The sequence below is a fragment of the Roseateles chitinivorans genome, from assembly GCF_050632235.1.
Classification (GTDB): Bacteria; Pseudomonadota; Gammaproteobacteria; order Burkholderiales; family Burkholderiaceae_C; genus Roseateles; species Roseateles chitinivorans_A.
Window position 1 is genome coordinate 1,190,643 of sequence record NZ_CP192584.1, and the last position, 13,310, is coordinate 1,203,952.

At 69.4% G+C, this 13,310-nt stretch carries 11 protein-coding genes; 3 read left to right on the forward strand and 8 right to left on the reverse strand.

The window, feature by feature from the left end; genetic code table 11:
* Positions 1–75: 75 nt before the first annotated feature.
* Positions 76–840, forward strand: coding sequence for an SDR family NAD(P)-dependent oxidoreductase (locus ACQ859_RS05355; protein ID WP_431264885.1), 765 nt, complete (start codon positions 76–78; stop codon positions 838–840).
* Positions 841–870: 30 nt separating this feature from the next.
* Here the strand turns inward: ACQ859_RS05355 and ACQ859_RS05360 are convergent, their stop codons facing one another.
* Positions 871–2,664, reverse strand: a complete 1,794-nt coding sequence (locus ACQ859_RS05360) for a glycoside hydrolase family 15 protein (RefSeq protein ID WP_431264886.1) — start codon at positions 2,662–2,664, stop codon at positions 871–873.
* A 211-nt stretch (positions 2,665–2,875) separates the two neighbouring features.
* On the opposite strand from ACQ859_RS05360, the gene ACQ859_RS05365 reads away from it, so the two are divergent.
* Both ACQ859_RS05365 and ACQ859_RS05370 read left to right on the forward strand, forming a co-directional pair.
* A complete protein-coding gene (locus ACQ859_RS05365) occupies positions 2,876–3,919 on the forward strand; it encodes a hypothetical protein (RefSeq protein WP_431264887.1) in 1,044 nt (347 codons plus the stop codon).
* A 113-nt stretch (positions 3,920–4,032) separates the two neighbouring features.
* Complete coding sequence (locus tag ACQ859_RS05370; protein WP_431264888.1) at positions 4,033–4,713, forward strand: glutathione S-transferase family protein; 681 nt, start codon at positions 4,033–4,035, stop codon at positions 4,711–4,713.
* A gap of 133 nt (positions 4,714–4,846) precedes the next feature.
* Here the strand turns inward: ACQ859_RS05370 and ACQ859_RS05375 are convergent, their stop codons facing one another.
* Genes ACQ859_RS05375 through ACQ859_RS05405 form a run of 7 tightly spaced genes read right to left on the reverse strand, consistent with a single transcriptional unit; the run spans position 4,847 to position 13,169 of the window.
* Complete coding sequence (locus tag ACQ859_RS05375) at positions 4,847–5,818, reverse strand: ABC transporter ATP-binding protein (RefSeq protein WP_431264889.1); 972 nt, start codon at positions 5,816–5,818, stop codon at positions 4,847–4,849.
* A gap of 54 nt (positions 5,819–5,872) precedes the next feature.
* Positions 5,873–6,718, reverse strand: a complete 846-nt coding sequence (locus ACQ859_RS05380) for an ABC transporter permease subunit (RefSeq protein ID WP_431264890.1) — start codon at positions 6,716–6,718, stop codon at positions 5,873–5,875.
* Positions 6,715–7,548: a hypothetical protein gene (locus ACQ859_RS05385; RefSeq protein ID WP_431264891.1), complete on the reverse strand. Its 834-nt coding sequence runs from the start codon at positions 7,546–7,548 to the stop codon at positions 6,715–6,717. The genes ACQ859_RS05380 and ACQ859_RS05385 overlap by 4 nt, the downstream gene beginning before the upstream one ends.
* The gene (locus tag ACQ859_RS05390; protein ID WP_431264892.1) at positions 7,545–8,537 is read right to left on the reverse strand and encodes an alkaline phosphatase family protein; all 993 of its coding nucleotides are present in this window, start codon (positions 8,535–8,537) and stop codon (positions 7,545–7,547) included. Before ACQ859_RS05390 ends, ACQ859_RS05385 begins: the two co-directional genes overlap by 4 nt.
* On the reverse strand, positions 8,534–9,652 hold the full coding sequence (locus ACQ859_RS05395) for an ABC transporter substrate-binding protein (protein ID WP_431264893.1): 1,119 nt from the start codon (positions 9,650–9,652) through the stop codon (positions 8,534–8,536). Before ACQ859_RS05395 ends, ACQ859_RS05390 begins: the two co-directional genes overlap by 4 nt.
* Positions 9,649–10,836 (reverse strand): alkaline phosphatase D family protein, encoded by a 1,188-nt coding sequence (locus tag ACQ859_RS05400; protein WP_431264894.1) that lies wholly within the window; start codon positions 10,834–10,836, stop codon positions 9,649–9,651. Before ACQ859_RS05400 ends, ACQ859_RS05395 begins: the two co-directional genes overlap by 4 nt.
* A 5-nt stretch (positions 10,837–10,841) precedes the next feature.
* Positions 10,842–13,169: a TonB-dependent receptor gene (locus tag ACQ859_RS05405; protein WP_431264895.1), complete on the reverse strand. Its 2,328-nt coding sequence runs from the start codon at positions 13,167–13,169 to the stop codon at positions 10,842–10,844.
* Positions 13,170–13,310 lie beyond the last annotated feature (141 nt).

Genomic DNA, 13,310 nt, shown 5'->3' on the forward strand with positions numbered 1-13,310 from the left:
TCGACGGCTTTATTCGATCGTGGCGAATTCTTAAGCTTCGCTCACCTCTTCACCACATCCTGAATGGAGCGAATCATGAGCAAGCAACTTGAAGGCAAGGTCGCGGTCGTCACCGGCGGCACCACCGGCATCGGCCTGGCGGCCGCGAAGGCCTTCGCGTCGGAAGGCGCCGTCGTCTACATCACCGGCCGGCGCAAGCCGGAACTCGACGCGGCCGTCGCCGCGATCGGCCCGAACGCGATCGGTGTGCAGGCGGATTCGACGAAGCTGGCCGATCTCGACCGGCTGTACGCCGAGGTCGGCGAGCGCCATGGCCGCCTGGACGTGCTCTACGCCAATGCCGGCGGCGGCACGATGGCGCCGCTCGGCGAGCTGACCGAGCAGCACGTCGACGAGACCTTCGAGCGCAACGTCAAGGGTGTGATCTTCACCGTGCAGAAGGCGCTGCCGCTGCTGGACAAGGCGGCGGCCGGTGCGTCGGTGATCCTCGCCGGATCGACGACGAGCTCGATGGGCACGGCCAACTTCAGCATCTACAGCGCGACGAAGGCGGCGGTGCGCAATCTGGCGCGCAGCTGGATCCTCGACCTGAAGGGCCGCGCGATCCGCATCAACACGCTGTCCCCCGGCCCGATCCACACGCCGGGCCTGGTGGAACTGGCCGGCCCTGACCCGGCCAACCAGCAGGGCCTGCTGGACTACCTGACCTCGCAGCTGCCGATCGGCCGCATCGGCCAGCCGGAGGACATCGCGAAGGCGGCGGTCTACCTGGCCTCCGACGCCTCGTCCTTCGTCACCGGCATCGAGCTGTTCGTCGACGGTGGCATGGTCCAGGCTTAAGCGAGCGGGGGCCGTGGGCGCGGCGCCCGCTCAGATCTCCGAGTCCCACGGCTTCGATAGTCGCATCGCGCAGTTGATGATGCCCACCATCGAGTAGGTCTGCGGGAAGTTGCCCCACAGCTCGCCGGTGACCGGGTGGGTGTCCTCGGACAGCAGGCCCACGTGGTTGCGCGAGGCGAGCAGCGACTCGAACAGCTCCCGCGCCTGCTCGACGCGGCCGATGCGCGCGAGCGCGTCGATGCGCCAGAACGCGCAGATGTTGAACGAGGTCTCGGGCTTGCCGAAGTCGTCGGGCGCTTCGTAGCGGCGCATGTAGGGGCCGTCGCAGAGCGACGCCTCCAGCGCGTCGACGGTCTTCACGAAGCGCGGGTCCTTCGGATCGATGAAGCCGACCTCGGTCATCAGCAGCACGCTGGCGTCGAGATCCTTGCCGCCGAAGCTCTCGACGAAGGCCTGGCGCTGTTCGCTCCAGGCGTTGTCCAGGATCTTCTGCTTGATCAGCGTGGCGCGTTCCTGCCACAGCGCGGCGCGCTGCGGCAGCTTGAGCTCGCGCGCGATCCTGGCCAGGCGGTCGCAGGCGGCCCAGTTCATCAGCACCGACGAGGTGTGCACGCGCGCCCGCGTGCGCAGCTCCCACATGCCGGCGTCGGGCTTGTCGTGGATGGCGAAGGCCTGCTCGCCGGCGCGTTCCAGCAGCGCGAACTCGTCGATGCCGGCGCGCTGGTGCAGGCGGTGGTCGAAGAAGGACTGCGCCGAGCCCAGCACGATGTTGCCGTAGACGTCGTGCTGGAAATGCTCGTAGGCCTGGTTGCCCGCGCGCACCGGGCCCATGCCGCGGTAGCCGCGCAGGTGCGGGACCATGTACTCGGTCAGCTTGGCTTCCAGACCGATGCCGTAGAGCGGCTGCACGTGGCCGTCCTTGGACTGGCCGATGATGTTGCGCATCCAGCGCAGGTAGTCCTCCATGGTGCCGGTCTCGGACAGGCTGTTGAGCGCGCGCACCACGAAGAAGGCGTCGCGCAGCCAGCAGTAGCGGTAGTCCCAGTTTCGCTGCGTGTGCGGCGCCTCGGGCACGCTGGTGGTCATCGCGGCGACGATGGCGCCGGTCTCCTCGAACAGGCACATCTTCAGCGTGATGGCGGCGCGGATCACCGCCTCCTGCCATTCGAGCGGGATGGCGAGCCGGCGCGTCCAGTCGCGCCAGTAGCTGATGGTCTTCTCCTCGAGCAGCCGCGCGGTGTCCTCGACGGCGCGGTCCAGCGTCTCGTCGGGGCCGAAGATGAAGCTCATCGGCATGTCGAGCGCGAAGGGCGTCTCTTCCTGGACGTAGGTCAGCGGCGCGTTGGTGGTCAGCCGGATGGTGCCGTCCGGGCTGACGAAGCGCAGGTGGTTGCTGCCCCGGGTGCGGGCCGGCTGGGCGGAGCCCCACTGGATGACGGGCCGCAGGATCACGCGGATGCGGGGATGGCCCTGGATCGGGCGCATGCGGCGCACCAGCATCATGGGCCGGTAGGGCCGGTCGTTGAGGAAGAAGCGCGGCATGAAGTCGGTGACCTCGATCGCGTTGCCGTGCGTGTCGTAGAGGCGGGTGCGCAGCACGGCGGTGCCGTGGTCGTAAGACTGCTCGCTGCGGGAAAAATCTTCCAGTTCCACCTGGAACGTGCCGTCAGGACCGATGCCCTCCGGGGAGTCGATGAGGGCGTGGAAGACGGGATCGCCGTCGAAGCGCGGGGCGCAGCACCAGACGACGCGGGCGCGGTCGTCGATCAGTGCGCTGACGGCGCAGTTGCCGACGAGGCCGAGTTTCAGAGAGGCTGCATCCATCGTTCCTCCTTGTTCGTCGTTCTTGCGATGTTGCACGGACGGGAACCGGGCAGCGGGCAAAGACCGTTCCCGTGAGAGGGGGAGACCGTCGCGCGGGCGGTGGGTGATGGCAACAGAATGTGGGAGGACCGGACCGATGCCTTCGGTCACTTGCCCGGGAGGTGCGGTGACGGGATAAACGCAGGGTCCGAACCTGTCGACCTGTCCTCCGATGAGCTTCCACCCCGACCAGTTGAACCCACGCCTCGGCGGCTACGAAGTGATCGACTGCGAGATCAAGGATCGCGGCGTCCTGTACCTGCTGATGCGCGAGGACGTCGACCAGATGGAGGTCCACCGTCGCGGGCGCGGCGGTCCGCCCGAGGGCAGGATGGCGAAGCGGCTGATCGGACTGCGGCTCGACGAGCCGGAGCGGCCGGTCGGCGTGGCCCACGTCGCCGGGTTGGGCACCAGCCATTGCGCGATGGCCTTCGCGCCGGAGGGTAAGGTCGCGATCGTGGATTCGGACTCGAAGGTCTGGATGCAGAGCGACGGGGGCAGTCCGTTCCAGCCGCGCCTGCCGTTCAAGTCCGAGGGCGGCGTCCTGACGGGTGGCCTCTCGCGGGTGCGCAGCTTCGGCGCCGAACTGATCGCGTGCACCACGTCGCGGCAGATGCTGGTGCGCAGGGGGCCGGGGGACTGGCAGTTCCTCGGCGATCCGATCCCGGATCCCGGCGATCGCGCGATGAGCTTCGAGGACTTCGATCGCTTCGCCGCCGATGACCTGTATGCGGTCGGCGCGCCTGGAGATGTCTGGCACTTCAACGGCACCGTCTGGCGTCGCTGCCGTTTTCCCAGCGATTGGGGCTTGAGCGCAGTGTGCTGCGGCGGGGACGGGAATGTCTACATCGCCGCCGGGCACACGATCTTCCGCGGACAGGGGGATCGATGGGAGCGGCTGCGCACGCGCGGCACGATCGCGCTGCCGATCCAGGATCTCGTCTGGTACGAGGATCGGCTGTGGGCCGCGACGCATGTCGGCCTGTTCGTTCTCGACGGCGACACGCTGAGGAAGGCCGATGAGGTTCCCAATCAGATCTACGGACATCACCTCGCCGTGCGCGACGGCGTGATGCTGATGGGCAGTCCCTACGGCGCCGCGTTCCGACGCGACGGCGAGTGGACGCAGATATTCAGCCAATACGACACGCGGACCTGGTACGCGGAGAACAAGGACCAGGCGTGGAAGCCGGTGTTCAAGGCGCCAGGAGGTTGATCCGGGATGAGAGCGGCGATCGCCTGGGGCTTCGAGCAGCGGTTGATCTAGCGGCCCCAGCGTTCGGCGCGAGTTAACCTGTCATCTCCGGCAACCTGTTCAAGGTGAATGACATGGCGCTGAGCCTGCACTTCCATCCGCTCTCCTCGTTCTGCCACAAGGCGCTGATCGCGTTGAACGAGCTGGACATCGAGGTCGAGCGCCAGTTCCTCAACCTCGGCGATCCGGTGCAGCGGGAGGCGTTCCTCGCCCTCTGGCCGACGGGGAAGATGCCGCTGCTGGTCGATGGAGACCGTGTGGTGCCGGAGACCAGCGTGATCATCGAGTACCTCGCGAAGCGGTACGGGCGGCCCGATCAGCAGTTGGTGCCGACGGACGAGGACGCGGCGCTGGAGGTGAGGTTGATGGACCGGCTGCTTGATCTCTACGTGATGCTGCCGATGCAGGCGATCGTCGGGGACCGGCTGCGCGCCGAGGCGGATCGCGATCCGATCGCGGTGGACAAGGCGCGCGACACGCTGACGATGGCCTATGGGATGCTCGACGAGCGGCTCGCCGATCGCGAGTGGGCCGCGGGCGGGCACTTCAGCATGGCGGACTGCGCAGCGGCGCCGTCGCTGTTCTATGCGGCGACGCTGGTGCCGTTCGGGGCGTCGCAGCAGCGGCTCGCGTCGTACTACGCGCGGTTGATGCAGCGCCCTTCGGTCGTGCGCACGCTCGACGAGGCGAGGCCGTTCTTCAAGTTCTATCCGTATCGGGAGGCGTTGCCGGCGGAATACGCCCCCGCGGACTGAATCCCGAGGGATCGTGTGTGGTTCGAGTGGACTGATCGTCAGTCTTCAATCCACCGCAACGCCGGCTCCGCGATCGCCACCTGCACCGCGCTGCCGGGTGCGAGTTCCTCGTCCTCGTGCCGACGCCACAGCGTCAAGGTCTGGCCTCCCGGCCCTTCCAGCTCGCAGGCCACGCGCTGCTGCCCCGGGTAACTCGCCCGCAGCCTCGCGGTGAAGCGGAGCCCCCGCAGCCAGCCTCCGCGCTGCGGCCCTCGTCCAGCACCAGGGCCTCCACCGGCGCGATCCAGTGCCCGGTCTCCCGATGCCACGCGCCTTCCAGCGTCTTCGCCTCCAGCCGGTTGAAGAGGCCCAGGAAGTCCGCCACCCGGCGGTTCGCCGGCGCCCGTCGCAGCTCCCGCGGCGACGCGCATTGCGCGATGACGCCGTCGAACATGACCGCCACCCGGTCGGCGATCTCGAAGGCTTCCTCGCGGTCGTGCGTGACGATCACGCAGCTCTGGCCGAGCTCGCGCTGCAACTGCCGGAACTGCCGTCGCAGCGGCAGCCGGAAGTGCTCGTCGAGCGCGGAGAACGGCTCGTCCATCAGCAGCAGCATCGGCCGCGTGGCCAATGCCCGCGCGAGCGCCACGCGCTGTCGCTGACCACCCGACAGCGCCTGCGGCAGACGCTCCGCGAGCGCGCGAAGCTCGATGAGATCCAGCAACTCGTCGGCCCGCGCATCGGCGAGCGACGGCTCCTCGCCACGCGCAAGCGGGCCGAAGCGGATGTTCTCGCGCACCGACAGATTGGGGAACAGCGCGTAGTGCTGGAACACCATGCCGATGTCGCGCTGCTGCGGCGGCAGCGACTCGACCTGCTGACCCGCCATCGCGATGGATCCCCGATCCAGCCGCTGCAGGCCCGCGATCGAGCGCAGCAGCGTCGTCTTGCCGCAGCCCGAGGCCCCCAGCAGTGCGACGACCTCGCCGCGCGCGAGCGTCAGGTCGATGCCGCGCAGCACCGGCCGGCCGCCCAGCGCCAGCTCGGCACCGCGCACCGCCAGTTGCGCCGGCAGATCGGCGTCGTGATCGGGAGCGTGAGAAGTCGTAGAGGCGGTCGAGGTCATCGCACGGAGATCGTTGAGGTGAGACGGGCGCGAGTGCTCATGGTCGATGCGCGCTCATCGGCCCTGCGTGCCGGTCGCCCAGCGCCGGGTGAGGGCGGCGACCGCCGCGACGATCGCGCCGACGCCGGCGAAGGCCAGCACCATCAGCGCCGCCGCCTGGTGGCCGTTGGCGTTGCGCAGGCTGTTCATCAGCGGCTGCAGCAGTTCCAGCTGTCCGCCGAGCAGCAGGTTGGCGATGGCGAATTCCATCGCCGCCGTCACCCACGCGAGCAGGAACGCGGCGAGCAGCGCCGGGGCCAGCATCGGCAGCAGCACGCGGCGCACCGTGTGCCCGTCGCTCGCGCCGAGCGTGCGGCCGGCCTCGATCAGCGAGGCCGCCTGCAACTGCGCGAGCGCCGACTGCAGCGTCTTGTGGATCAGCGGGAACAGTGTCGGCGCGACCACCGCGACGTAGACGAGCGGCAGCGGCAACCAGCGGCCCCAGCGGCCGACGAAGAGCTCCAGCGCGCTGATCGCGATCACCACCGGCGCGATCGCGAACGGCAGCAGGGCGACGAGGTCCAGCGTGCGTTGCAGTCGCCGCGCGGCCGGGCCGTCGTCGAGCTGCACCGCGAGCGCCGCGGGAATCGTCGCGAGTGCGCCGCTGAGGAGCGCCAAGGCCGCGCTCGCCAGGGCGAGCAGCGTCGTGCGCACCACGGCGCCTTGCACGCGCGGATCGACGATGGCCTCGATGAGCCAGCGCAGCGTCGGATCCTCCGGCCACCAGTGGCGATCCCAGCGGCCGGTGAGGCCATACACCAGCAAGGCCGCCATCGGCACGAGCACCACGACCAGCAAGGTCGTCAGCGCCAGCGCGGAGATCACGGGACGGTTCGTGGTGGCGGTCGATGCGGCGCTCATGCGTGGCCCCTCCGAAGTCGCGTGGCCAGCCAGCGCGTCAGGCCGATCACCACCGCGAGCATCACGAACAGCACCAGCGCCAGCAGCGCCGACAGCTCGGGCTGCGCAAAGATGTCGCCGCTGACCAGCGAGGCGATGCGTACCGCCAGCACGTGGGCGGCCGTGCCGCTCAGCGCGAAGGGCGTCGCGAAGGCCGCCGCCGCGTTGGCGAAGAGCAGGCCGAAGACTTCCACCAGGCTCGGCAGCATCAGCGGCAGGCCGACGCGCCGCCAGTACAGCACCGGTCCCGCGCCGAGCGTGGCCGCCGCGTCCTGCAGCGAGCCGTCCAGCATCTTCACCGGCGCGATGAGCAGGAGCGTCGCCAGCGGCGCCTGGAAGCAGACGTAGGCGAGCAGCAGTCCGTCCAGTCCCTGCAGGTCGATCCACGGCGCGAGCCCGGCGGCCTGCATCGCTGCCGTCACCACGCCCTGCGCGCCGAAGAGCAGCAGCAGCGCGACCGCCAGTGGCACGCCGGAGAAGTTGGCACCGAGACTCGCCAGCAGCGTCACGGAGGACGTCAGCTTCGGTACGCGCAGCAGCGCGATCGCCGCGCCGAGTCCGATTCCCAGGCCGATCAGCGCCGAGATCGCGCCCAGCCAGAGCGTGTTCCAGGCCGCTTCGAGGTAATAGCTGTCCGCGGTCAATTCGGCGATCGCGCAGCCGTTGCCCTGGCCGACGCAGTCCGAGAGGATGGCGATGGCGCGCCAGCCGAACGGGAGCAGCAAGGCCGCGGCCGTCAGCAGGAGCAGCGGCCCGGCGAGGCGCGTGGCAGTCCGCGCGTTCAGGCTCATGCCGGCGCGCCTCCCGTGGCGTCCTTGATGCCCAGCCGTGCCAGGATCCACGCCGCGATGCCGGTCTGCCGCTCCGGCAGGTCCAGGCCCACCGCGCCGTCGTGCGGCACCCAGACCAGCGGGACTTCGCGCTCGACCGGCAACGGCCCGCCGTGCATGCGGTCGGCGTTCATGCCGTGGTCGCTGGTCAGCAGCAGGTCGAAGCCGTCCGCATGCCAGCGCGGCAGCAGCTGCGCGAGCAGCATGTCGAGCTTGCGCGCGCTCATCGCGTACTGGCTCGATTCACCGCCGTGCACATGGCCCGCCAGGTCCGGTCCCATCGGATGGATGAACAGCAGCGACGGTCCGGGCACGGGCAGGTGCGCACGGCGCAGCGCTTCGGCATCGGCGAGCAGGTGGCTGTCGGGGTAGTCGTCCTCCCAGTACCAGCGCGCCGCCTGGATCCCGCAGCCCGCCGGCACCGCGTCGCGATGGCGCAGCGGATCGAAGACCTCGCCGGCCAGCAGCTCGTAGAACCAGTGATACGCGGCGATCGCGGCCGGGACGCCCTGCGCGTCCAGCTGCTGGAACAGGTGGTGCGAGAGCGGCTGACCGGCCTGCCCATTGCCGAGGATGCCGTGCGCCAGCGGCGGCTCGCCGTTGATCACCGTCGCGTAGAGCGGGCGCGACAGGCTCGGCAGCTCGCAGCGCAGCGAGCGCCATTGCGCGCGGCCCGCCTCGTTGAGCGCCTGCAGATAGCCCATGTAGTCGCGCGCGGTGTCGGCGCGCAGGCCGTCGGCCAGCAGCACGACGAGCTTGCGCGCGGGATCCGCCGCCTGCGCGATCGCGGCCGCGGCTTCGGCGGCGGCATCGATCGATGACGACGGGGCCGGCAGAGAGGCCGGCGGGGCCGTGGCGATCGATGGGGCCGTCGCCGCGGCAGGAGGCGTCGCGGCGCTCGTCGGGGCGCCGGGAAACGGCGGGGGCAGAGGACCGGTGCCCGGGTTCATCGCGCGGCCCCCAGCACCTCGCGCTGCCACGCGCGCGGCAGCTTCTTGACCTCTTCGGTCCACACGGCCGGCTTCAGCGCACGCGCCTTCGCGTACTGCGCCTCGGGCACGAGCAGCGCCTTCAGGTCCGCCGGCAGCGGCAGCTGCGCGATGCGGATCGGCCGCGCATGACCCCGCGCGAGGTTCATCTGGCCGGCGTCGCTGAAGATGTACTCCCGCGCCAGCATCGCCGCGTTCGGACGCTGCGACCAGCGGTTGAGGATGGTCGTGTAGCCGCTGGTGATCGAGCCGTCGGAGGGGATCAGGACCTCGTAGTCCGCCGCGTTGGGCAGCTTAGCGCGGTAGGACAGCGCGTTGAAGTCCCACAGCAGGAACACGTCGGCCTCGGCGCGCTCCATCAGCGCGGGCGTCGCGTTGGTGCCGATCAGCCGCTTGTCCTTGGCGATCTGCGCGAACGCGGTCAGCGCCGGCTGGAGCTTGGTCTCGTCGCCGCCCAGCGCCACCGCCGCCGCCAGCACCGCCGCGTTGGACTGCGCCGCGCGGCCGACCTCGCCGATCATCACGCGCGCCTTGGACGCGAACAGCGCCTGCCAGCTCCGCGGCACGTCCTTGAGCCGCTTGCGGTTGACCGCGAAGGCGATCGTGCCGGTATAGGCGAGCGCCCAGTGGCCCTCGGGATCCTTGGCCCAGTCCGGCACCTGCGCCCAGGTCGTCGGCCTGTAGGGCTGCGTGATGCCGCGCGCCTTGGCGATCGCGCCGAACTCGAACCCGACGTCGCCGAGGTCCGCGCTCGCGTTGGACTTCTCGGCCTCGATCTTGGCGATCTCCTCGGCGCTGCTCATGTCGGTGTCGACATGCGCCAGGCCGTACAGGCGCTGCAGGTCGGCCCAGGTCGCGCGCCAGTTGGCCCAGTCGTCGGGCATGCCCAGGCTGTTCACGCGGCCTTCCTTGCGCGCGGCGGTCATCAGCGCGTCCAGCGCGGCCGAGGCCGGCTGGCCCCCTTGGGCGAGCGCTTCAAACGCAAAAAGCCCGAACGAGGCGGGCAGGGTGGCGGGCACCAAGGCAGGCAGCGAAGCGGGCAGGGTCCGCAGCAGGCTTCGTCGGGACAGGGTCATGCGGTCTTCTCCTTGGCCGGGAAGCGCAGGCCCGACAGCGTCAGCTCCTTCGTCACCTTGGCCTTTCCATTCACGTCGCACAGTGCGAAGCGCAGGCGGAGATCATCCTCCCCTTCGGTGACAGGCTCGACATCGAGCAGGCCGAAGTTCAATTCCGCCATCACCGCCGAGCGCCGGTTGCGGTTGGGCGTCGGGATGTCCCAGACCTCGGTCAGGCCGCTGGAGGTCGCGTCCCACAGCGGATAAGCGCCGTCGACGTCGATGCTGGACATCTCCGCGTAATGCATGTCGCCGCTGAGGAAGACGACGCCTTCCGCGCGCGTCGTGCGGATCAGCTCGACCAGCCGCGCACGTTCCCGCGGGAAGTTGGCCCAGCCTTCCCAGCCGCTGCCGTCCGCCGCGAACTGCACGCTGGAGCCGATCAGCCGCACGTCCGCCGGCACGCGCAGCTGCGCTTCGAGCCAGGTCCACTGCGCCTCGCCGAGCAGCGTCGCCTCGGGGCGCGCGTCGGGCACGTACCAGCCGGTCATCGGCTGTCCGCTGAGCTTGGCGCGCAGCACCATCGCCGCGTAGCTCGACTTCAGCGACGGATCCGCCGTCAGCATCGTGCGGTTGAAGCGCAGGTCCGGCAGGATCACCTGGATGCGCTTGCCGAGCGCCTCGAAGACATAGCTCTGGTAGATGCCGTCCGCGCGCCGGCGCGGGGAGTCCGCCGGCTCGTTCCACGCGTCGCAGAACAGCTGCTGCGAGAGCTGCTTGAGCGGGTAGTCCGCGCCTTCGTCGTCGTCGCCGAAGTCGTGGTCGTCCCAGATCGCGACGTGACGCGTCGAGCGCCGGAACGCCTGCAGCGGCTCGACCGCCAGGAACTCGGCATAGCGCTGGCGCAGCGTGGCCTCGTCGCGGGCGTCGGCGTACAGGTTGTCGCCGAGGAAGACGAACAGGTCCGGCTTCGCCGCCCCGATCGCGCGCCAGATCGGCTGAGGCTTGGACTGCTTCGCGCAGGAGCCGAAGGCGACGCGGAAGCGCCGGGGCGCCTCCGCGTCCTTCGCCCCGGACACCGGCGTCTCAGCAGGCTCTTGCGCAGGCGTTGCCGTCGCGCAGCCCGCGAGCGGGGCCGCCAGCGGCGTGGCCAGCGATCCCGCCAGCAGCAGCTGGCGGCGCGTCAGACGGGAGGCGCGCGTCATGAGGCTCAGAACTTCCCGGTCAGCGTCACGAAGAACTGGCGGGGCGCGCCCGGCAGCAGCGTGGCGTAGGCGCCGGTCGGATCATTGTTGGTGAAGCCGTTCGAGCCGATCGTCGAGATGTAGTGCTTGTCGAACAGGTTGGTCACGCTGCCCTGCAGGCTCAGTTCGCGCAGCATCGACACGTTCTTCAGCTTGTAGCCGACGCTCGCGTTCACCAGCGTGCGGTCCGGCACCGAGGCGTCATTGGTGTACGAGTAGTAGCGCTTGGACATGTAGTCCACGCCGATGTTGCCGAACAGCGCGCCGTCGTCGTAGCCCAACTGCGACTTGATCATCGTGTCCGGCGCGTCGGCCACGCGCTTGCCGCGGGTCGGGATCGCCTTGCCGTCGCTGACGACGTCGTCGCGGTAGGTGGACTTGGACAGGCTCACGCTGTTGTACCAGGTGATCGCCGAGGCGAGGCGGAAGGACAGGGCCGCTTCCACGCCCGTGGCGCGCACGTCGCCGACATTGGAGAGCACCACCGGATTGCCCTGGATGCCGCTGCCCTGCTGGATGCTGAGCAGGCGGTCCTTGAAGTTCACCAGGTAGGCGCTGACCGAGCCTTCGTAGCCGCGGCCGCTGGTGCGCCAGCCGGCCTCGACGGTGTCGGAGGTCTCCGGCTTGAGCGAGCCCTTGATGGCGTCGAAGCCGACGGCGTTGGTCGCGAACGGCGATGTGCCGGTGGCGGCGCCCTGGTAGGCGCGCATGTTGCGGGCGATGGTGCCGTAGAGCTCGTTGCTGGCCGAGAGCCGGTAGTTGAGGCCCAGCTGCGGCAGGAAGCCCTTCTCCGCGGTGATCGTGCCCGAGGGCATGTCGGTGCCGACTTCGCGGTTGCCGTTGATCTTGACCTTCAATGCCTTGAAGCCGGCGCCGACGGTCAGGTCCTTGCTGACCGACCAGGTGTCCGACACCGAGAACTGCGACGTCTTGGTGTTGAAGCCGTATTGCCACTGCGTCGACAGCGGGTTGCTCGGGAACTCGTAGACGCTCGGCACCGCGCCCGTGCGGGCGGCGTAGAAGCGGCGGGCCTGGTCGAAGTCGTTGTCCTCGAACCAGACGCCGGCCTTGACGAGGTGATCGCCCAGTTCGACTTCGGCGTTGGAGACCACGCCCCAGCGATGGATGCCGTATTCGGTCGTGCGCATCGAGATCGGCGACGCCGTCCCGGGCACGTCGACGCCCTGGCTGTCCTTGAGGGCGGGCGTGGGGTTGTACGGCGTGAACCACAGGCCCGCGCCCTTGTTGTGGTGGTAATAGGCGGTGGTCTTCCAGGTCGCGTTCGTGGCCAGACGGACGTCGGCCGTCAGGCCGGCCAGTTCGTCGTTGCGCAGCCCGGCGCCGGCGTAGTACTGGTCATCGCAGGCGGCCACGCCGGGAGTGCCGTTGCCTCCGCACAGCGTGTTGGCGGCGTTCACCGCGGCGTTCCAATCAGGATAGAAGTTGTCGAGCTTGTCGCCCTTGCGCCTGATCAGGTCCAGCGACAGGTCCTGGTAGTCCACTTCCTTGCGGCGCGAGGTGTTGAGGAAGGCCGACAGGCGGCTGTCGCCGACGTTCTTCACCCACTTCAGGTTCCACTGTTCCTGCTTCTGCTTGCCCTCGCCGCGCCACTTGTCGGCGTCCTGGTCGGTGTAGCTGATGTAGAACTCGCCCAGCACCGAGCGGCCGCTGTCCACGCGCACGAAGGTGCGGGTCGTGGATTCGCTGCCGATGGTCTGCGAGGCGCGGAAACCGAACTTGTCCAGCGGATCGCTCGAGTAGAACTGCAGCGTGCCGCCCAGGTTGCTGGACGAGGCCGCTTCCAGCGCGCCAGCGCCCTGCGACAGCGAGGCGCGCCCGACGTTCTCGCTCGAGATCGCGCGGCTGATGTGCAGGCCGTTGAAGTTGCCGTAGGACATGTCGCCCAGCGGCACGTCGTCGAGCGTGAAGCCGAGCTGGTTCTGCGAGAAGCCGCGCACGGTGAAGCGGGTCGACCACTCGTAGTTGCCCAGGCCGTCGGCGGACTGGAAGTTCACGCCGGGCAGGCGGGCGACGGTCGCCAGCGGGCTGCTGCCGGCCAGGGCGTTGTCGAACTCGGTCTGGCTCAGGCTCTGCACGGAGCGCAGCTGGCCGCGGCCGACGGAGACGGTGACGCGCTCGAGCTCGGAGCGCTCCGACGAGGAGGACGAGGAGGACGACGAGGCGGCGGCGCTGGCGTCGGCGGACTTGGCCGCGTCGGTGGACTGCGCAGCGGCGGGGAAGACGTAGGCCAGGCTGAGGGCCAGGACCAGGGCGGTGGGCATCGGGTGCTTCATGGTGGGGACTCGGTGCGTTGAGGTGTCGGAGGAGACGTCGGAAGAAAGTCGGTTTGACCAACGAACGGACCGCACTGTCACAACCGTCCACGACAAGACAACGACAAACACGAAAAACCACAGCCGGATTCGCATCAGGTG

What these genes read in the sequence shown, in the direction of transcription:
- ACQ859_RS05355 (WP_431264885.1), top strand. Translation starts at nt 76, where the DNA reads ATGAGCAAGCAACTTGAAGGCAAGGTCGCGGTCGTCACCGGCGGCACC.
- ACQ859_RS05360 (WP_431264886.1), bottom strand. Translation starts at nt 2,664, where the DNA reads ATGGATGCAGCCTCTCTGAAACTCGGCCTCGTCGGCAACTGCGCCGTC.
- ACQ859_RS05365 (WP_431264887.1), top strand. Translation starts at nt 2,876, where the DNA reads ATGAGCTTCCACCCCGACCAGTTGAACCCACGCCTCGGCGGCTACGAA.
- ACQ859_RS05370 (WP_431264888.1), top strand. Translation starts at nt 4,033, where the DNA reads ATGGCGCTGAGCCTGCACTTCCATCCGCTCTCCTCGTTCTGCCACAAG.
- ACQ859_RS05375 (WP_431264889.1), bottom strand. Translation starts at nt 5,818, where the DNA reads ATGACCTCGACCGCCTCTACGACTTCTCACGCTCCCGATCACGACGCC.
- ACQ859_RS05380 (WP_431264890.1), bottom strand. Translation starts at nt 6,718, where the DNA reads ATGAGCGCCGCATCGACCGCCACCACGAACCGTCCCGTGATCTCCGCG.
- ACQ859_RS05385 (WP_431264891.1), bottom strand. Translation starts at nt 7,548, where the DNA reads ATGAGCCTGAACGCGCGGACTGCCACGCGCCTCGCCGGGCCGCTGCTC.
- ACQ859_RS05390 (WP_431264892.1), bottom strand. Translation starts at nt 8,537, where the DNA reads ATGAACCCGGGCACCGGTCCTCTGCCCCCGCCGTTTCCCGGCGCCCCG.
- ACQ859_RS05395 (WP_431264893.1), bottom strand. Translation starts at nt 9,652, where the DNA reads ATGACCCTGTCCCGACGAAGCCTGCTGCGGACCCTGCCCGCTTCGCTG.
- ACQ859_RS05400 (WP_431264894.1), bottom strand. Translation starts at nt 10,836, where the DNA reads ATGACGCGCGCCTCCCGTCTGACGCGCCGCCAGCTGCTGCTGGCGGGA.
- ACQ859_RS05405 (WP_431264895.1), bottom strand. Translation starts at nt 13,169, where the DNA reads ATGAAGCACCCGATGCCCACCGCCCTGGTCCTGGCCCTCAGCCTGGCC.